Here is a 19596-nt window from a genome sequence, read left to right as displayed (position 1 = left end):
CCCGGCCGCCGCCGGAGGTCACGCCCGGTCGACCCGGGCGCGACCCGGCGGCGCTCAGCCGGCGTCGGGGATCAGCCCGTTCCGCATGGCGAGCACGACGGCCTGCGTGCGATTGGGCGAATTCAGTTTCAGCAGGATATTGCCGACGAGGCGTTTCGCTCCGTGCACGGATATGTACAGCCGACGGGCGATCTCCTTGTTGCTCAGCCCGTCGGCGAGCAATTCCAGGGCCTGCCGCTCCCTGGGCGTCAGTTCCACGAAAGGCGGATGCGAATCGCGCAGGACGCGGGTGGCCGAGTCGAACACCCGGGAAAGGATCGTCGACGGCATGGGCGTCTCGTTGCGGACCGTCCTGACCAGCGCGTCCTCCAGCGCGTCCCGGGTAAGTCCGCTGCCCAGGAGATAGCCGTCCGGCCGGATGGCCAAAAGCTTTTCCGTGTCCTTGACGCTGTCGTCGTCCACGAAGGCCAGCACGCGGACGTTCGCGTCGCGCGCGACGCCCATGACCGTGCGGGCGACGTCCCAGTCCGCGTAGCTGACGATGACGACGTCCAGGTGGGCGAGCCCTCGCGGGTCCAGCGCGGCACGGGCGGGAACCTCGGTGACGGCCCTGACGGCCGGCGACCCGTCCAGGGCGGCCTTGAGCCCGTAGCGCAATATCTCATTTCTGCAGGCGATTCCGACATTGACCTGGACGGCCAGTGCGCGGTCCGCCGTATTGCTACTTGGTTGTTTCACTCAATCCCCCGGTGGCTGAGGAGTTCCAAGTGCCGATAAGATCGTCGCGGGACCGACGTTCACACCTTGCCACCACCTCCCATTTCCACGTCAGCGCCATTAGCCGCCGGATATCCGGCGCACCGCATTCTGTACATCTTAACAGCATCGTTACGATCCAGCGAGGCGGCATAAAGTGTTATCCCCCGCGCCGTTTCGCGCGCGTGCGAATGTCCTGGTGCCGGCCCGTTTCCAGGCCGGCGCCAGGACACAGGCGTCGGGACACAGGCCGACGGCGGCCCGCGCGGGCCGCCGTCGTCTCAGCGAGCGTGACTACCCGAGCGGCGTCTCCGCCCGCGCGGTCGGCCGCCCGAAGTCACGGTCCACGACAGACCGCAGGCCTCCGACGGCGGCCCCCGCCGCGATCGCGACGTTGAGGGCGAAGTGGATCGCGGCGAACTTCGGCAGGAACCGCACCCCGCGCCGGCGGGCGACGAACCGGTAGAGCGCCGGATTGGCGCAGCAGAAGACCGCCGCGGACAGCGCCGGAAGCGCGGCCAGCTTCGGGGAGAGCAGCGCCGCCGGCAGGCCGGCCACCGTGAGGGAGGCCATCGCCACGCCCAGGGTGCTGTTGGGGCGCAGCGCCCCCGGGCGGTTACGGTGCCGGGCCACGAAGGGGATCATCAGCTGCGAGCGCCGGTACTGCTCCGACAGCAGAGCCGTCAGCCGGTCCTCGTCGTCGTGGTAGACCACCACCCGATCGGACAGGCAGATGCGGTGCGCGGCGGCCAGGCGCTCGCTGTACTCGACGTCCTCGAAGTCGCGCAGCTTCTCGTCGAACGGCCCCACCTCATCGAACACCGACCGCGGCATCGCCGCGGCCTGGAACATCGCGGTCACCGTGGGGCCGGCCGCGCGCTTGCGGGCGTGGTGGGCCAGCATCGTCATCACCCACTCGACGGGGCCGTCGTCGATCATCGGCTCGGGGGCGACGACGCCGTGCACGAACCCGTAGCCCTCGCCGCCGCGGAGCACCGCGACCGCGTTCTCGAGCGCGTCCGGCGCGAGGGCCTGGTCGGAGTCCATGAAGAACAGGATGTCCCCGCTGCTCGCCGCCACCCCGGCGTTGCGCGCGGCCGACACCCCGCGGTTGCGCGGCGCCCGCACCACCTCGCACGGGAACCGCGCGGCGATCTCCAGCGAGTCGTCCGTGCTGGCGTCGTCGGAGACGATCACCTCGTAGGGCGGCAGCGTCTGGGCGAACACCGACGCGAGACACCCGGCGAGCGTCTTGCCGTAGTTGTAGTTGGGAATGACGACCGACACCCGCGGCGGCCGTCCGGGCGGCGAGGTCTCAGGTCGTCCGGACGGACGGGACGACGATTCACGCGGTGACTGTTCGCGCAGTGCGGATCCCACGGTGTTCCTCCGGCGGTCGGTCGGGCGGACGGGTGAGCGATCGGGCGGGTGAGCGGACGGGCGGGTGAGCGGACGGGCGGGTGTCGCGGTGGGCGACGAGCAGCGTCCTGGCCGCCGGGCGGGGCGGCCGGCGGCGTCAGGCGGTCTTCTTGAGCGTGCGTCCCCGGGGCCGCCCCGCCGTCCGGCGCCGGGCTCCGAGCTCGCGGAACAGCTCCTCGTAGGCGTCGAGGCAGGACTCCAGGCCGAACGCGGCGCGCGCCTTCCGCGCCCCGGCGGCGCGGCGTTCCGGCGACATGGCGCGAAGCTCGCCGATCGCCTCGGTGATCGCCGCCGGGTCGCCGGGCGGCACGAGGCGCCCGAAGCCGGTGGAGGTCACCGGGAACCGCCCGCCGGGGATGTCCGTGGTGACGGAGGGCACCCCCGTCATCATCGCCTCGGCCTGGACGATGCCGAACGACTCCGAGATCGAGGGAAGGGCGAACACGTCGATGGAGGCGTAGAAGTCCCGCATCCGCGCGCCGTCCAGCAGGCCGAGCAGCCGTACCCGCCGGTCGTCGCCGATGGCCTCCCTGACCCGGTCGATGTCGCTGCCCCCGGCCACCTTCTCGTGGTCGCCGGCCAGCAGCAACCGCGCGTCGGGGTCGGGCAGCGCGCGGAAGGCCCGCACCAGGTACCCCAGGCCCTTCTCCGCGGCGATGCGGCCGGCGAACCCGACATGCAGGCCGGGTCCCTCGCGGAAGGACGGGCGGCCGCCGCCGCGGTCATGGCAGGGCGCGGGGATCGCCCGCAGGTCGGTGCGCCGGAGCGACGGCCACAGCCGCGAGTGCCTGGCCTGGTCGTCGCTGTTGGTGACCACCGCGGCGGAGTTGCGCATCGCCAGCCGCGCGGAGGCGTCCACCCCGCCGATCACCGCACGGCTCATCGCGCTCGGCCGCAGCCACAGGTCGATGTGGTAGGTGGTCACCACGGGCGTCGGGGCGCACAGCCGGGCGATGGGCCCGGCCTCCAGCATGGGAATGTGCAGGTTCGCCACCGAGGACGCCCGGGCGACCCGGGCCGCCACGAACGGGAGCGACGCGCTCACCGGACCCCGGCTGATCGTCGCCATCACCGGGCAGCGGAAGATCTCCACTCCCGCGCGGTTCTCCCGGCGCGGCAGCGACCGGTCGTGCTGCGCGGCCACCACCGCCACGCGCCACCCCCGTCCGGCGAGGCCCTCGGCGATCGCGCGCGCCGAGTCGGTCAGCCCACTGACGTAGGGCGAGTAGTAGTTGAGGACGACTGCGAGGTCGAAATCGGCCACGATGACCCCTCTTGTTGACGTTGGTATAGGTAGATGCGTAGTTGTGCGACCAGCAGGGCGGAGCCGGCCACGGCGATCTCCGTCACCGTGCACAGCAGCCGACTCGCCATCACCGCGACGCCGGCGGCGGGCAGCGGCAGCACCGAGGTCAGCGCCACCAGCAGCACCGCCTCGCGGACGCCGAGGCCGTCGGGCACCAGGACCATGAGATAGCCGAGGACCGCGGCCACCCCGAACGCGCCGACGCACACCGGCAGCGACGCCGCCGGCGAGGCGCCGAGCGCGACGGCCAGCAGCCACAGCTGCACGCCCGACAGCAGCCACGACATGGTCTGGAGGGCGATCGCCCACCGCACGCTCGCGTCGGGCGCCCGGGTGGCCGGCTCCGGACGGCGCAGCAGCCGCGCGGCCGCGCCCGCCAGGCGGTGCGCCAGGCCCGGCCGGACGAAGCACGCCACGACCGGCACGGCCGCCATCGCCATCACCGCCGGCCACAGGGCCGGGGCGCCCGGAAGCCCCGGCACGCCGGATGCGCCGTCGCCGCCGAACAGGGCGGGCGCGGCCACCAGGCCGGTCATCACGCCGGTGAGCGAGGTGACGGCGAGGTTGAGCACGTACAGCGTCGCCATCCGGGACGCGGACAGCCCCAGCCTGCCGCCCATGCGGAGGTTGGCCAGCAGCGTCCAGACCCGGCCGGGCACGAACTTGGCCAGGAAGCCGACGAAGAACACCCGCGCCGCGTCCCACAGGCCGGCCCGGGACCCGAACCCGGCGGCCAGCGCCCGCCAGGCCAGCATGCCGAACCACAGGCCCGCGGCGTTGGTGACCACCGCGGCCGCGATCAGCCACAGCGCCCGCGGCTCGGCCAGCCGCGCCAGCGACGACCAGGGCTGGTCCCTGAGCGCGAGCACCACGAACGCGGCCACGATCAGCGCCGCCGCGGCCGTCGCGGCCCTGCGGAGCCGGCGGGCCATCATGCGACCGCCACCGAGAACGCCTGCCCCATGTGGTCCGACAGCCCCGCCGGGCCGACGAACCGGTAGCCGTCCACCCGCGCCCCGCCGCGCGACATCACCCAGTCCAGCCGCCACAGCGGCCACGGCACCGGGCCGAGGCCCTGGACCGGCCAGCTCAGCGGCAGCGGCGCCGGGGAGGCGGGGTCCTGGCAGCTCGCCACCGCGCACATGCCGCGCAGGTCGCGCATCGCCGAGGTGGAGTTGAAGTCGCCCGCGACCACCGACGGGCGGGCGTTGCCCGACACCTCGGCCCTCAGCGTGCGCAGCTCGGCCCGTCTGCGGCCGTACTGGTCGTGGACCACCCGGTAGAACCCCGCCGACAGCGGTCCGCGCCGGATGTCCACCTGCACGGCCAGGTGGACGTTGTAGAACGACACCACCGCGCCGCCCACGCGGAGGTCGATCCTCAGCGCCTTGGTCGTGTAGTAGTCGCGCCACGGCGCCCCGGGCGGCGGGGCGCTGCCGTCCGCCGGCGACATCAGGGCCGAGGCGTCCACCGGGTGCGACGCCACGACGGGCAGCCGCGAGATGGTGATCAGCTCGCTCGCCGCCACGACGTGGTAGCCGGGGAACGCCTCCCGCACCCGCCGCAGGTCGTCGATCCTGATCGGGTCGTCGCCGAAGTTGAGGTACTCCTGCAGCAGGTACACGTCGGCGTGCTGGGCCCGCAGGTAGGCGTAGAACGCCCGGGGGTCCTCCCCCTGGTGCCAGTAGCCGGTGTTCCAGGAGAACACCTTCACCGTGCCCGCCGGCCCGGCCGCGCCGGAGGCGCGCGCGGCCGGGGAGGCGCCGGGCAGGGTGACGCCCGACAGGGCGGCGCCGAGCAGCAGGGCCATGACCTGCACCGTCGCGATGGGCAGCCGGACGGGCCGCGCCGCCAGCGGGGTGAGCAGTAGCAGGGCCAGCGGAACGGCCGGCAGGGCGATCGGCGGGATGAGCTCGGCCGGCAGCCAGAGCCACCACCGCCCGCTAAGCAGGGCGTGCGCCACGAGGAACGCCGCCCAGGCCATCGTCGCCGCCACGACCAGCCGCGTCCCGAGGCACCAGCGCGCCCGAGGCCGGGTGCCCTGCGGCGTCCCGGGGACCCCGGACGCCCCGGGGACCCCGGCCGGCCCGGTCGCCGTGACGGGGTGTCCGGCGCCGCGGCCGCCCGGGGAGCCGGTGACGGCCGTCACGATGGCCACCCCGCGCCGCTGATCACGCCCAGCCGGGCGAGCAGCGCCAGCGTCACCAGCACCACGGCGCACAGGGCCCCGGTGACCAGGATCGCCCGGTCGCGCAGCAGCGCCCGGACGGGGTCTCCGCCCGTGCCGCGCAACGCGAGCATCTGCATGTACCGGAACAGCCCGAACAGCCCGAGCGGCGCCATCGACAGCAGCGCCGCGCTCTCGGACAGGCCGCCCGCGGGTGTCCCTCCGGTGCCCCGGCTGAGGAACAGCAGGAACACCACCGTGGTCAGGCCCGCGCTGATGGTCAGCATCTGGTCGAGCAGGCCGGAGGAGTACCCCGCGAGTGACGGCCGGTGCGCCGCGCCCGCGTCGTCCAGCTCTCTGCGCCGCTTGCCGAGGATCAGGGTCATGCACAGGAAGAACAGGCACAGCAGCAGCCAGGCCGAGGGCACCGAGCCCACCGCCAGGTACCCGGCGACGACGCGGGCCTCGAAGCCGCCGACCACGATGAACATGTCGACCAGCGGCACGTGCTTGAGACGGACGCTGTACAGCACGTTCAGCGTCAGGTAGATCAGGACCGGCGCGGCGAGCCCGGGCGCCGCCAGCACCAGCGCCGCGACCAGCGCCGCCAGCAGCGCTCCCCCGAGCACGGCCGCCGCCTCGACCGACACCCGGCCGGCCGCGATCGGGCGGTGGCGCTTGACCGGGTGGCGGCGGTCCCGCTCCCGGTCGGCGATGTCGTTGCCGACGTACACCAGCGACGACGCCAGGATGAACACCACCACGGCGAGCAGCAGGTTCGCGGCCGACGTCCACCGCCACACCGCCGGGTCCACCAGCGGCAACGGCACCACGAGAAGGTTCTTGGCCCACTGGTGGGGCCGGAGCAGGGCCAGCAGGTCGCGGGGACGCGCGCCCGGCGGGCGGCCGCGCCGGTCCGAGGGGACCGTGGCGGGCGGCGGTGGCAGCCCTAACGAAGTGCCTGACACATCTCACCTCCGGAAGGGCGGGTCAGAAGAGGACCTTGGCGAGCGCCAGCGCACCCTGGCGCCACGGTTCGCGGCTGGTGCGGCCGGCGCTCCCGGCCGCGGCGTCATGACGGTGCTCGCGCCACCAGCGGTAGGTGGACAAGATCGCGTCCTGGTTGGACAGCCTCGGCGTGAAGCCGAGCCGCTCGCGCGCCTTGTCGATGCTCACGTAGGAGTCGGCCAGCAGCTTGTGCAGCAGCCGGCCGTACACCGGGGACCAGCCGCGGCTCTCCAGCGCCGCCAGCACCCGCACCGCCGTGCGCGCCGGGACCGACACCACGCGCCCGCCGTGGCCGGCCGCGTCGAGCACCGCCTGGAAGTCCTCGCGGATCGTCTCGAACCGGGCCGCGCCCAGGTTGTAGGTGTCGCCGGCCAGCTCGGCGGGCGCCGCGAGGACCGTGGTGACCGCGTCGACCAGGTCGTCCAGCCCGAGCATCTGGATGCGGACGTCGCCCCGGCCCAGCACGGGGAAGTTGCGCCCCTCCTCGGCCCATTCGAACAGCATCGAGAACAGGCCCATGCGGCCGGGCCCGAGGAAGGTCTTGGGGCGCAGCACGCTCACGCACATCCCGTCGGCGCGGTGCTCGTCCACCACCTCTTCCGCCTCGGCCTTGGCCGCGCTGTAGGTGTCCACCGGTTCGCGAGGATGCTCCTCGGTGGTCGGCACGGTCTTCGGCAGCCCGTACACGGCGGTGGAGGAGATGTGCACGACCCGCTCCACGTCCGCCTGCCGGGCGGCGTCCAGCACCGAGCGGGTGCCGTCCACGATGATCGACCTGATCTGCTCGGCGGGGTAACTGGGCAGCGCCGCCGCGCAGTGCACCACCATCCGGGCCCCGGAGAACGCCCGCACCATGGCCCGGACGTCGCGGACGTCGGCGGCGTGCGAGGTCAGCCCCGGCGCGGCGGCGGGCTCACGGAGCTCGCGGAGGTCGACGCCGGTCACCTCGCCTCCGCCGTCCAGCAGCCGGGACACCAGGTTCGATCCCAGGATGCCGGCGGCGCCGGTCACGGCGACCCGGCCGGGCACGATCGTCTCCCGGGCGGCGGAGCCGGTAAGCGGGCCGGCGGCGACGCCGCCGGGAAAGCCGGTGTTCACCAAAGCGAGCTCACCTTCTGTCGCAGGAACCGGGACAGCAGGCGCGGCATGCCCTGCGCGAGGGTCGCGTCCAGCGCCGTGAGGACGTGTTCCATCTCCGCCGGCTCGGCCACCAGCGGTGGCGCGATCACCATGGGACTGCTGCCGTTGAGCGTGTAGTAGGCGTAGATGTCGTGGTCCCGGTAGAGCGCGTCGATCACCGAGCAGGCGATCAGCTTGGTGCGCAGCATCGGGTCCTTCAGCGGAGGCAGCCGTCCGGCGAGGTCGAGGATCTTCGGACCGCCGGACAGGAACACCCCCCACAGCGCGCCGCAGCCGGCGACGTCGGAGATCTCGTCGGGGTAGGTCTTGTGCAGGCGTTCCAGCCCAGGGCGCAGCACCCGGTCCAGCGCGCGGGCGCGGGCGGGGTAGTCGTCCTGCACCGCGATGTTGACCGCCTCGATCGCGGTGGCCGCCTCTTCGCCGAACCCGTAGTACGTGGTGCTGGTGCTCTGGATCAGCGCGTCCGCCATGTTGTCGTACGCCTTGCGGAACAGCGGCTCGCGGGCGACGAAGGCCGAGATCGAGGATTTGCCGCCGCCGAAGGACTTCGAGGTCGTCAGCACGTCGGGGATGAGATCGGGGTAGCGCATGAAGTAGAACAGCGTGCCGGTCTTGCCCCACCCGGTGTAGATCTCGTCGAAGAGCAGCACGATGTCGTTCTCCGTGCAGATCTCCCGGACGCCGCGCAGGAACTCCTCGGAGCACCACCGCATCGTCGAGGCGCTGAACGGCTCGATGAGCAGGGCGTACACGTCCCCCTTGTGCGCCCGCACCGCCGCGCGCACCGAGTCGAGGTCGTCGTAGCGGAAGGTCGCGATGCCGGGGATCGTGGGGAAGGCGGTCCGGTTCTGGGTGCTGCCGGTGAGGCCGCCCGAGCCGAGCAGCTTGCCGTGGAAGCTGATGTCCGAGCGCAGGACCGTGCCGCGCCGGCCGCGGTGGTACTTGTACGCCAGCTTGACCGCGCCCTCCACCGCCTCGGCTCCGGAGTTGGGGAAGAACGACATGTTCAGGTCGCCCGGCAGCACCTCGGCCAGGTTGTTCCCCAGCGCCGCCAGGTAGGGGGAGAAATAGGTCTTGTGCACCTCCATGCGCCGCCGCTCCTGGAAGCGGGTGCGCGCGGCGAGGATGCGCGGGTGGTTGTGGCCATGGTTGAGGACGCCGACCCCGCCGGTCACGTCCAGCACCCGGCGGCCGTCCCGCAGGTACAGATAGGCGCCCTCGGCGTGGTCGACCATCTCCCGGCCGAAGCCGAAGGAGGTCATCAGCGACACCTGGCTGCGGTTGACGTACCGCCGGTACATCTCGTGCACCTGGCTCATGTCCAGTTGTTCGGCCTGTTCGACGGAAAGGAGTTCGGACATGTCTTCCTCTCTGTGGTCGCCGCACGGCCGGCGCGACGCGCACGGCATGGCCCGCACCGCCGGAGGCGGCCGGGAGCGGGCGTGACGAAGCCGGGCATGCTGGTGCATCCCGGTCCGGCGCCGAGGCCGGGGAGACCTGTCAGGGGGTCAGGACCTACCGCGGACGCGCGGACGCGCCGTGTCCATCGGCCGGCGCGTCGGGCGCGGGCGGCGCGGCCGGTGGTCTCGCATGATCTCCACCTCCGCGCCGGGGTCGGTCACTGCACAGATGATCTGTCGATGCTTTTTCCAGCCACGGAAAAGCATCACCCGTGGGCGCGGGGAAGCGGGAGAGGCGAACGCCCGCCCGATGGACCTCCCCATTCCCTCCTCATGGGGACCCCGGCGGGCCTGCCCGTACGGCCTTCCGCGCGCGCCCCGTCCGGGCATGCCCGAACGGTCACCCCCCCCGCGCGGGTGGGAGAACGGGCCACGTCGTCCAGGACGCCGAGGTGGGAGAACCACCTCCCGCGCGGGTGGGAGAACGCGAACGGCCACCCCCGCGCGCGGGAGTGGCCGTCCGGGAACGCCGGCGAGGGTCAGCCGGCCTCGTCCAGTCTGCGGCGGTGCTCCTCGGGCAGCACCAGCGCCACCCCGGCCAGCGCCTCGTCGAGCTGGCTCACGCTGCTGACCCCCACGACCGGCGTGACGGCCGGCGTGCCGCCGGTGAGCCATGCCAGCACCACCTGGTTGCGCGTGACGCCGAGTTCCGCGGCCACCTCCGACAGCGCCGCCATGCGAAGCGCCCTGCCGGGATGGTCGTACGCCTTCGGCAGGGGCCGGTCGTCACGGGCGTAGTAGCCGTTCAGCAGGGTGGTGTAGCCCCACAGCTCCATGTCCGCGTGGCCGTCCACGTAGTCCAGGACCTCTTCCGTCACCCACCCGAAGCGGTGGTTCTGGTCGGGCACCTGCGAGTCCGGCCGCGGCCGCAGGTAGGAGTGGCGCAGTTGCAGCGCCGTGTACCGCGCCCAGCCGTGGTCCTCGGCGATGCGCCGGGCGCGCTCCACGCGCCAGACGGCGTGGTTCGACGCCCCGAGCCGGCCGGCCGCCCCGGACTCCACCAGCTCGGCGAACGCCCGCGCGGTCTCCTCCAGCTCGACCGATCGGTCCTCCATGTGGGCCCACAGCATGTCGACCCGCTCGACGCCCAGGCGCCGCAGGCTGCCCTCGGCCGCCCTCTTGATCGCCGGCGCGGAGAGGCCTTCGCGGTTGGCGGGCCAGTCACCTCCGTCCGAGGGCTCCGCGCCCACCTTCGTGCTGATGGACACCCGGTCGCGCGCGCCGGGACGGGCCGCCAGCCAGGCGCCGACCATCCGCTCGCTCTGCCCGCCGAAGCCACTGGGGTCCGCCCAGAACGAGTAGCAGTCGGCCGTGTCGACCAGCGTGCCGCCGGCCGCCACGAAGCGGTCCAGCAGCTCGAACGAGCCCTGCTCGTCGAGGCGGGTGCCGAAGTACATCGTTCCCAGCGCCAGGTTCACCTGCGGCATGAGACGCTCCTCACTCGGTCGTGACTCGAAGTCAGGTTCGTCAGGCGAGTCTGTCAGCCCATGCCGGGGATGTCGATCGACGAAACAGGCCCGCGCCGCGGCGATCGGGCCCTGAGCAGCGCGAACGGCCGGGGGTACAAAGCCGTGGCGCGCGCCTCAGTCGAGCAGGCGCGAGCGCAGGGCGGCGGCCTCCTCGGGGGTCCAGCCGTTGCGGGCCAGCCAGCCGAGCGGGCCGTCGTCCCTGGTCTCCAGCATCCGCAGGAAGTGGTCCATGTACTCCGGGCGGGGCAGGTGGCTGTCGGCCGGGCGGGAGTCCAGGTCGTCGCGGTAGGTGTCGCTGGCGCGCAGGCGGGCGAGGACGGCCTCCATGCGGTCGCCGGTCGCCGCGTAGTCGGCCACGATAGCCTCGCGGGTCACCCCTGCCACCGACAGCGTCAGGGCGCACACCACTCCGGTGCGGTCCTTGCCGGCCGCGCAGTGGACGACGGCCGCGCCGTCGCCGTACGCGAGGACGCGCAGGGCGGCGAGCACCGAGTCCGGCCGGTCGAGCAGGTAGGCGTAGTAGAAACCGAGCACCCTGACCTCGGCGCGCTGCTCGTTCCTGGTCTGCCAGGGCAGCACGCGGTCGCCCTCGATGCGGGGACGCGCGCGGCCGCGCCGCCCGTTTCCCGCACCCTGCCCGTTCCCCCCTATCTGCCCGTTCCCCGCGCCCGGCGCCGGCGCGGGGGTGTCGGCTTCGACGTCGGTGTGGCGGCCGCCCTCGGGGAACAGGGTGAGATGGTGGATGCTCACCTCGGGCACCCCGATCAGCGGGCCGGGGCCTTCCAGCTCGACCTCGGCGTGGGAGCGCAGGTCCACCACGTCGCGCAGCCTCAGTCCCCCCACGAGCCTGCGCACGTCGGCTTCCGTGAGTCCCTGGAGGTTGTCCGAGCGCATCACCCGCCCGAACCTCGTCGTCCGGCCGTCGAGCGTGGGCAGACCTCCGAGGTCTCGCACGTTCACGGCGCCGTCAAGAGCTATCCACCTCGTTAGATCATTCATCACATCCAACCCTATATGCGCTATATGTCCGTGCGAAGGAGGCGGCAGGGGCGGAAGCCGGCCCTGCCGCCCATCGAGGCGCCGAGCGGACGGGCGCACGAGGTGGAGCGCGTCTTCCGCGCGGGCGTCGACGAGGCTCGGCGAGCCGGCGCCCACCTGCCACTCTCGGCCGCCTGCGGGATATCCGCCGAAACATCCCATAGTTCGTAATAAACCCAGAAACATGCTGATCGTCCGTAATGGAAACCGTCCCGTAACCGCCCAGCGGCCCCGGTTTCCGCGCACGTAATCCAACTGCCCGAAACTCTATGATTCGGCCAGCACATCGAATCACGGCCTTTCACCGGTAATTGCGCAAGACAATGCATCTCCCCTTTAATCTCCTCTGGACCGAGATCCGGCACGCGCTGACCGGCGCCCGGAGAGCCGGAAGGAGACGAGGCATCCGTCATGACCGCGCTCATCGAGGTCCGGGACGCGAGCGTCCGGTACCTCTCGACCGGTCAGACCGCACTCAAGGCGACCGGCCTCACCGTCGGCCCCGGTGACCTGACGCTGGTCAGCGGCCCGTCGGGATGCGGCAAGAGCACGCTGCTCCGCCTGCTCAACGGCCTCATCCCGCACTCCTACCGGGCCGAGGTGACCGGCGAGGTCCTCGTCGGCGGCCTGCCCGTCACCGGGCGCACCATACGTGAACTGTCCACCGTCGTCGGCACGATGCTCCAGGATCCGCGCAAGCAGATCGTCGGCACCACCGTGGCCGCCGAGATCGCCTTCGGCCCGGAGAACCTCGGCCTGCCCCGCGCCGAGATCCGCGAGCGCATCGCCGAGGTGGCCGGTCGCGTCGGCATCGACCACCTGCTCGACCGCGCGACCGCCGCGCTCAGCGGCGGCGAGCTGCAGATGGTCGCCTTCGCCGGCGTGCTGGCGATGCGGCCGAAGGTCGTCGTCGTGGACGAGCCGCTGGCCAACCTCGACCCGGCGGCCGGACTGCGCCTGATGCGCGAACTGCGCAGGTTCGCCGACGAGGGCGGCGCCGTCGTCGTCGTCGAGCACCGCGTCGAGGAGATCCTGGAGTTCTCCCCCACCGAGGTGCTCTACCTGGAGGACGGCGCGCCCCGCTTCCAGGGCCCGGCCGAGGAGTTCCTCCGCGTGGCCCCCGTCGGGCACGTCAAGCTGCCGTTCTCCACCCTCGTCTCCCGCGCCGCCGAGCTGCCCGCCGTGCCCGCACCGGCCGCGCGCGTCCCCGCGACCACCACGCCGCGGCTCGAATACCGCGGGGTGAGCCTCGGGTACGCCGACCGCACCGTGCTGTCGGGCGTCGACCTCGCCCTCGGCCCCGGCGAGCGGGTGGCCGTCCTCGGCCCGAACGGCGCCGGCAAGTCGACGCTGCTGCGCGCCGCCGTGGCGCTGATCGCCGCCTCGCGCGGCGAGGTGCTGGTCGACGGCGCCCCCATCGCCGCGCGTTCGGTGGCCGACCTGGCCACCACCTTCGGGTACGTGTTCCAGAATCCCGGCCAGGCCCTGTTCAGCGCGACCGTCGGCCAGGAGCTGGCGTTCGGCCCGCGCAACCTCGGCCACGCCCCCGAGGAGATCGCCGTCCGGTCGCGCGAGGCGCTGCGGGCCGTGCTGCTGGACGACGAGAAGGACGTCATGGACCGGCCGCCGCGCACGCTGTCGTTCGGCCAGCAGCGCCGCCTCACCGTGGCCCTCGCCCTCGCGATGCGACCGCGCACGCTGATCCTGGACGAGCCCACCGCCGGTCAGGACCTGCGGACCACGACCGAGTTCATGGCGCACGCCCTGGCCGTGCCGAGCATCGAGAGCGTGTACTTCATCACCCACGACGTCGACCTCGCCCTGACCCACGCCGACCGGATCATCGTCGTGGACGAGGGCGGCATCGCCGCGGACGCCTCCCCGGCCGAGCTCGCCAGGGAGGGCGGCGTCTGGTCGCGGGACGGCCTGGCGGCCACCAGCCTGGCGCGCGCGGTCCGCGACCACCTGCCCGACGCGGGGCCCGTCCCTCATCCGTTCGACCTGGCCCGCCGCGTCGCCCTTCTCGCCCCTTCCACCTCTTCCCCGAAGGAAGGAACCACCCCCTCATGAGCACAGACGCAACCACTCCCCGAGAGCCCGTCTTATCCCTCTCCTCCCGGACCGTCGTGTTCGGCGCGGTCGGCGCGGCGCTGTACGGCGTGCTCGGCCTGTTCAGCTTCCTGATCCCCGGCACGCAGGCGGTCACGGTCCGCCCCGCCTTCGCCCTGGTGCCGTTCTTCGGCAAGCGGTTCGGCGTCATCGCCGGCTTCTTCGTCGGCCTGGTCGGCAACGCCATCATCGACCTGATCTCCGGCTACGGCCTGACGTACTGGAACTGGAGCGTCGCCAACGGGCTGGTCGGCGCGATCGCCGGCCTGTTCTTCGCCTACCTGCCGCCCATCGCCGGCGAGGCGCTGCGCCTGGTCGTCACCGCCCTCGGCGCGGTGCTGGCCACCGCCATCGGCCTGCTGTTCGTGTTCACCGACATCTGGGTGCAGAACATCGACGTGACGACCGTCATCTCGATCAACTACATCCCCGCGCTGATCGCCGACGCCATCGCCGTCGTCATCCTCACCCCGGCGCTGGACGCGATCTGGGAGCCGTTGTCCAAGCGGACCGGACGGTAACCAGGTGGACGTCACGCCGCGCTATCTGGGCGCGGGTTCTTTCCTGAGCCGCCGCGATCCGCGGGTGCTCCTGCTGGTCCCCGTGCTCTACATCGTGGCCGTGGCGGGGGTCGACGACCTGCGCGCCGTCCTCGCGTGCACCCTGGCCGCCCTGGTCTACTACCGCGCCGCGGGCATCCCGTGGCGCGGTGTGCGGGCCAACTGGGCGTTCATGCTGACCCTCACCACGATCCTGGTCGTGGTGAACAGCATCCTGACCTCGTCCATCAGCCGCGGCGGCGGGAACGGCGAGGTGCTGTTCACCGCCCCGCTCACCCACACCCCGATCACCCTGGCCACCCTGTCGTACGCGGCCACCGTCCTGGTGCGCTACATCTCGCTGGCCATGGTCAGCTTCCCGGTGGCGTTCAACATCGCGCCCTCGGACCTCGGGGTGGCGTTCGCGCGGCTCGGGCTGTCGCAGCGGCTCGCCTACGGGGTGGACCTCACCTTCCGCTTCCTGCCCTCCACCTGGGCGAGCCTGCACGAGACCATGGACGCCCAGCGCATACGGGGGTACGAGCACTCCCGCAGCCGCAACCCGGTCAAGCGGCTGCTGTCGCTGCGGCCGGTGGTCATCCCGCTGACGGTGAACGCGCTGATCGACGCGGAGGACACGGTGAACGCCATGGACCTGCGGGGGTTCGGCGGGCGGCACCGCACCTGGATGCGCGAGCTGGCGTTCGACCGCGCCGACCTGCTGATCCTCGCGGGCTTCGCCGCGATGACGGCGGTCATGGTCGCCGCCAAGATCCTCGGCCTGACGGACGCCGTATGGGTGCCGTGATCCACTCGGCGCCGCTCCTGCTCCCCATATCCCGCCCGCCGATCCGCGACGGCGCCGTCGCCGTGCGGGACGGCCGGGTGCTCGCGGTCGGCCACCGGCGGGAGATCCTGACCGACCACCCCGGCGGGCAGGAGCTGCGCTGGCCGGGCATGGTGGTGGCGGGGCTGGTCAACGCGCACACCCACCTGCAGTTCACCCGCATGGCCAAGGTGGGGGCGCGGGTGTACGGCTCCTTCGAGGAGTGGTCGAACACCTTCGACGCGGTCTACTTCTCCTCCGGCGGGGCCGACTGGGCGGCCAGCGCGCGGGAGGGGGCGCGGCTCGCCCTGCGCCACGGCACCACGGCGGTCGCGGACGTGGTGACCGACATCGAGGCGATGCCCGTGTCGCACCAGGCGGGACTGGCCGGCATCTCCTACCTGGAGGTGCTCGGCGACACCGACGCGAGCTGGGCCGAGACCGGGCGCGACCACCTGACCTCCACGGTGCGCGAGCTGCGCGGCGCCGGCGACGCCACGGGCGCGGGGATCATCGGCATCGCCCCGCACGCTCCCTACACGCTGGACACCGGCGTGCTGGCCGACCTCGGCGTCCTGGCCCGCAGGCTCGGCCTGCGCCAGCACATCCACCTGCTGGAGTCGGCCCACGAGCGCGAGTACACCGTCTCGGGCACAGGGCCGCTCGCCCGTCTGGTGCGCGACCTGGGGTTCGACTTCGAGATCCTCCGCGCGGGCGGCACCGGCCACGGGCCGGTCGACTTCCTGGACACCCTCGGCCTGCTCGGGTCGCGCTGCCACGTCGCGCACGGAGTCCACCTGGACGCCACGGAACGGTCGCTGCTGCGCGCGCGGGGGGTGAGCGTGGCGCTGTGCCCGCGGTCCAACCGCACGCTCGGCCTGGAGGGCCCGCCGGTCGCGGCCCTGCTGGAGGAGGGCAGCCCGATCGCCGTGGGCACCGACTCGCTGGCCTCCAGCCCGTCGCTCGACCTGCTGGAGGACGTGCGGCTGCTGCACACCCTCGCCCGGCGGCAGGGGTACCGGGGCCAGGACCTGCCACGCCGCCTGATGGAGGCCGCCACCGCCGGCGGCGCCCGCGCGCTCGGCCTGCACACGGGCCCCGGCCGGATCGGCGTCCTGGAGGAGGGCGCGCGGTGCGACTTCGCCGTCTTCCCGCTGGACGCCGGCGAGCGCGACCCGTACCAGGCGCTGGTCCACGACGGGGCGGGAAGATGCGTCGCCACGGTGACCGGCGGCGACCAGGCCACCTGGGTGCACCTGCCGAACTCGGCCCCGAGGCGGCGCCATGGGTGTTAACCTCGCTGCGATCTTCACGAAAGTGCGCGCGGCATCCCCCCGAAGGACCTCACGTAGGCCCCACGCAAGGCGCGGAGACATGGCTTCTCAAAATCGCACTATTCGGTTCAAGTTATATTCGCTGCTCAGCCTGCCGATCGTCGCGCTCATCATGCTCTGGACCATCATGACCGGGCACCTCGTGGGCGTCTTCTTCGACCTGCGCAGGGCGGTCACGCTGTTCGACCAGGTGGCCACCCCGGCCGGGGTGCTGGCCGCCCATCTGCAGCAGGAGCGCCAGATGTCGGCCATCTACCTGAGCGGCACCGCGCCCGACGGCGGGCGCCTGTCGGCCGCGCGCGAGGAGACCGACCGTGCCGTGACGCTGCTCCACCAGCGGGCCACCTCGCTGGAGGGGCAGACGGCGACCGGCCCCGAGGTGGTGCAGAGCCTGGCCGAGCTGGAAAGACGGCTGCACCGGCTGAGCGTGCTGCGCGAGGACGTGGACGGCCGCACGCTGAACCGCCTGGCCTCCATCCAGGAGTACACGAAGATCCAGGACGCGCTGTACCAGATGTACGACCAGCTCGTCACCGTGCCCGACCTGACGCTCTACCGCAAGTCGAACGGGCTGCAGACCATCGTCAGGTCCCGCGAGCTGCTGTCCCAGGAGGACGCCCTGCTGTCGGGCGCCATCCAGCAGAACTCGCTGAGCCAGGAGGAGCAGCACACCTTCGCCGACATCGCGGCGGGACGCCGCCTGCTGCTCGCCCGCGGCCTTGAGGCCCTCGACCCCGAGCTGCGCCGGCCCTACGACGAACTGGTGGCCTCGGCCGACTACAAGCGGCTGACCACCATGGAGAACCAGGTGAGCTCGCAGGGCCGGCCGCCGGCGCAGGCGGCCGCCTGGCAGCCGCTCGCCGGCACGCTGGGCTCCCGGCTCGACCAGCTCGCCACCGACCGCGCCGTACTGCTCAACACCCGCACCGACGCCACCGCCTCGGGCATCATCGCGCAGATCGTGGCCGCCGCCGGTCTCGGCCTCGTCGCCATCCTGCTGGCCGTGGTGCTGTCGGCCCGCTTCGGCCGCGGGCTCGCCCAGGAGCTGGCCCACCTGCGCAGCGCGGCCATCGACCTGGCGGACGTGCGGCTGCCGCGCGTCGTGGCCAAGCTGCGCGACAGCCAGCCGGTCGACGTCGAGAGCGAGGCGCCGCCGATCCTGGTCACCGGCACCACCATGGAGGTGCAGGACGTCGCCCAGGCGTTCACGACCGTGCGCCGCACCGCGGTGGAGGCCGCCGTCGGCCAGGCCGAGCTGCGCAAGGGGGTCAGCCTGGTCTTCCGCAACCTGGCACGGCGCAACCAGTCGCTGCTGCACCGCCAGCTCACCCAGCTCGACGGCATGCAGCGCAAGACGAGCGCGCCCGACGCGCTGGCCGACCTGTTCCGGCTGGACCACCTGACCACCCGGATGCGCCGCCAGGCGGAGGGCCTGATCATCCTGTCCGGCGCGCCCGCGGGCCGTGCCTGGCGCAAGCCGGTGCCGATGCACGACGTCGTCCGGGGAGCGGTGGCGGAGGTCGAGGACTACACCCGGGTCACCGTCCTGCCCATGTCCGACGCCTCGCTGGTCGGCACGGCCGTGGCCGACGTGATCCACATGCTCGCCGAGCTGATCGAGAACGCCACCGTGTTCTCCCCGCCGAGCACCCGGGTCAACATCCGGGGAGAGCTGGTCGGCCGCGGCTTCGCCGTGGAGGTGGAGGACCGCGGGCTCGGCATGGGCGAGGAGGACCGCGCCGAGCTCAACCGCCGGCTGGCCAACCCGCCGGAGTTCGACCTCGCCGACAGCGACCGGCTCGGCCTGTTCGTCGTCAGCCAGCTCGCCCGGCGGCACAAGGCCAAGGTCACGCTGCGCCGCTCCCCCTACGGCGGCACCACCGCCGTCGTCCTGCTGCCGCACGACCTGATCATCACCACGGCCGACGACCTGCCCCCGGACCCGGACCACGAGCAGGAGACCCGGCACGCCCCGGCTCCCGAGCCGGGCGGCCACCGCATGTGATCAGGGCCGCGGGCCGCCGATGCGGCCTTCGGCCAGGGCGGCGGCGAGCTGGCCGAGGTCGTCGATGATCGTGTCGGCGGCCGCGGCCTCGGGACGGACGGCGTGCAGGTGGCCCCACGGGCCGCGGCGGAACAGCGCGGTGCGCATGCCGGCCGCGCGGGCCGGGAGCACGTCGTTGTCCAGCCGGTCACCGACGTACAGGATCTCGCCGGGCGCGCGGCCGGCGACCGCGGCCACCTTGGCGAAGAAGTCCGGGTGCGGCTTGCTGACGCCCCATCCCGCCGAGGTGTGGACGGCGTCGACCGGCAGGTCCATCGCGACGAGGGCGTCGTAGGCCTGCGGCGGCTGGTTGCCCGCGATGATCAGCCGGTACCCCGCCTCGCGCAGCGCCGCAAGGCCGGGCCGCACGTCGGGGTAGAGGTCGTCGGCGTCGAAGTTCTCGCGCAGGCCCCCGGGTTCGTCGAGCCGCCACGCCTCGGTCTCTGCGTCGACGTCGACGCCGGGGCGGACGATCTGGAACGCGTCGAGGTAGGAGCGGTCGAGCGCGGCCATCGCGCCGAGCACGCCGAGCATGGTCAACCGCGGGACCCCCAGCCGATCGGCCCACCGCGACCAGATGCGGGTCTCGTCGATCAGCGTCTCTCCGACGTCGAACACCAGCACGCGAACCACGACACTCCTCCCGTATGCGTGTGTCCGACCCTACTTGCCGCGCGTCGCGGCGGGAAAAGCGCGGCGGCCCGGCGCCGTACAAGACGGAAGGCCGTGCACGACGGAAGGCTGTACACGACGGAAGGCCGTGCACGACGGAAGGCCGTGCACGACGGAAGGCCGTGCACGACGGAAGGCCGTGCACGACGGAAGGCCGTGCACGACGGAAGGCCGTGCACGACGGGAGGGCGTACACGGCGCGGCCGGTGGACGCGCGGTGGGGGGGGGGGGGGGGGGGGGGGGGGGGGGAAGAGTGTGCTATCTGTTGCGCATTGGTGGAGGTGGAGGGGGGGGGGGCGAAAGGAAGCG

16 protein-coding genes are annotated in these 19596 nt (G+C 72.8%); 5 read left to right on the top strand and 11 right to left on the bottom strand.

Annotation, left to right across the window (positions count from 1 at the left end):
* Positions 1–54: 54 nt before the first annotated feature.
* The 10 genes from ACZ6QO_RS00625 to ACZ6QO_RS00580 all read right to left on the bottom strand — a co-directional run bounded on the left by ACZ6QO_RS00625 (position 55) and on the right by ACZ6QO_RS00580 (position 11724).
* Complete coding sequence (locus ACZ6QO_RS00625; RefSeq protein WP_465846300.1) at positions 55–657, bottom strand: helix-turn-helix transcriptional regulator; 603 nt, start codon at positions 655–657, stop codon at positions 55–57.
* 393 nt (positions 658–1050) lie between these two features.
* Positions 1051–2043: a glycosyltransferase family 2 protein gene (locus ACZ6QO_RS00620; protein ID WP_465846298.1), complete on the bottom strand. Its 993-nt coding sequence runs from the start codon at positions 2041–2043 to the stop codon at positions 1051–1053.
* 229 nt (positions 2044–2272) lie between these two features.
* The gene (locus ACZ6QO_RS00615) at positions 2273–3439 is read right to left on the bottom strand and encodes a glycosyltransferase family 4 protein (RefSeq protein WP_465846297.1); all 1167 of its coding nucleotides are present in this window, start codon (positions 3437–3439) and stop codon (positions 2273–2275) included.
* Entirely contained in the window at positions 3379–4416 is a 1038-nt protein-coding gene (locus tag ACZ6QO_RS00610; RefSeq protein WP_465846295.1) for a lysylphosphatidylglycerol synthase domain-containing protein, read from the bottom strand. Before ACZ6QO_RS00610 ends, ACZ6QO_RS00615 begins: the two co-directional genes overlap by 61 nt.
* Complete coding sequence (locus tag ACZ6QO_RS00605) at positions 4413–5630, bottom strand: endonuclease/exonuclease/phosphatase family protein (protein ID WP_465846294.1); 1218 nt, start codon at positions 5628–5630, stop codon at positions 4413–4415. The genes ACZ6QO_RS00610 and ACZ6QO_RS00605 overlap by 4 nt, the downstream gene beginning before the upstream one ends.
* The gene (locus ACZ6QO_RS00600; RefSeq protein ID WP_465846292.1) at positions 5627–6616 is read right to left on the bottom strand and encodes a UbiA prenyltransferase family protein; all 990 of its coding nucleotides are present in this window, start codon (positions 6614–6616) and stop codon (positions 5627–5629) included. Before ACZ6QO_RS00600 ends, ACZ6QO_RS00605 begins: the two co-directional genes overlap by 4 nt.
* A 22-nt stretch (positions 6617–6638) precedes the next feature.
* Positions 6639–7754, bottom strand: coding sequence for an NAD-dependent epimerase/dehydratase family protein (locus ACZ6QO_RS00595; RefSeq protein ID WP_465846290.1), 1116 nt, complete (start codon positions 7752–7754; stop codon positions 6639–6641).
* Complete coding sequence (locus tag ACZ6QO_RS00590; protein ID WP_465846289.1) at positions 7751–9157, bottom strand: aspartate aminotransferase family protein; 1407 nt, start codon at positions 9155–9157, stop codon at positions 7751–7753. The genes ACZ6QO_RS00595 and ACZ6QO_RS00590 overlap by 4 nt, the downstream gene beginning before the upstream one ends.
* 578 nt (positions 9158–9735) lie before the next feature.
* Entirely contained in the window at positions 9736–10683 is a 948-nt protein-coding gene (locus ACZ6QO_RS00585) for an aldo/keto reductase (RefSeq protein WP_465846288.1), read from the bottom strand.
* Between the two features lie 156 nt (positions 10684–10839).
* The gene (locus ACZ6QO_RS00580) at positions 10840–11724 is read right to left on the bottom strand and encodes a tyrosine-protein phosphatase (protein WP_465846286.1); all 885 of its coding nucleotides are present in this window, start codon (positions 11722–11724) and stop codon (positions 10840–10842) included.
* A gap of 450 nt (positions 11725–12174) precedes the next feature.
* Here ACZ6QO_RS00580 and ACZ6QO_RS00575 point away from each other — a divergent pair, with 450 nt between their 5' ends.
* From ACZ6QO_RS00575 to ACZ6QO_RS00555, 5 genes are all read left to right on the top strand, one after another.
* Entirely contained in the window at positions 12175–13833 is a 1659-nt protein-coding gene (locus tag ACZ6QO_RS00575; protein ID WP_465846285.1) for an ABC transporter ATP-binding protein, read from the top strand.
* The gene (locus tag ACZ6QO_RS00570) at positions 13830–14393 is read left to right on the top strand and encodes an ECF transporter S component (protein WP_465846283.1); all 564 of its coding nucleotides are present in this window, start codon (positions 13830–13832) and stop codon (positions 14391–14393) included. The genes ACZ6QO_RS00575 and ACZ6QO_RS00570 overlap by 4 nt, the downstream gene beginning before the upstream one ends.
* 4 nt (positions 14394–14397) lie before the next feature.
* Positions 14398–15219 (top strand): energy-coupling factor transporter transmembrane component T family protein, encoded by an 822-nt coding sequence (locus tag ACZ6QO_RS00565; protein ID WP_465846281.1) that lies wholly within the window; start codon positions 14398–14400, stop codon positions 15217–15219.
* Positions 15207–16532: an amidohydrolase family protein gene (locus ACZ6QO_RS00560; RefSeq protein WP_465846279.1), complete on the top strand. Its 1326-nt coding sequence runs from the start codon at positions 15207–15209 to the stop codon at positions 16530–16532. The genes ACZ6QO_RS00565 and ACZ6QO_RS00560 overlap by 13 nt, the downstream gene beginning before the upstream one ends.
* Before the next feature lie 79 nt (positions 16533–16611).
* Complete coding sequence (locus tag ACZ6QO_RS00555; RefSeq protein ID WP_465846278.1) at positions 16612–18576, top strand: sensor histidine kinase; 1965 nt, start codon at positions 16612–16614, stop codon at positions 18574–18576.
* Here the strand turns inward: ACZ6QO_RS00555 and ACZ6QO_RS00550 are convergent, their stop codons facing one another.
* Positions 18577–19248, bottom strand: coding sequence for an HAD family hydrolase (locus ACZ6QO_RS00550; protein ID WP_465846276.1), 672 nt, complete (start codon positions 19246–19248; stop codon positions 18577–18579).
* Positions 19249–19596 lie beyond the last annotated feature (348 nt).

The organism is Sphaerisporangium sp. NPDC049457 (genome assembly GCF_055586705.1).
This window is presented reverse-complemented; position numbering and strand designations above follow the sequence as displayed.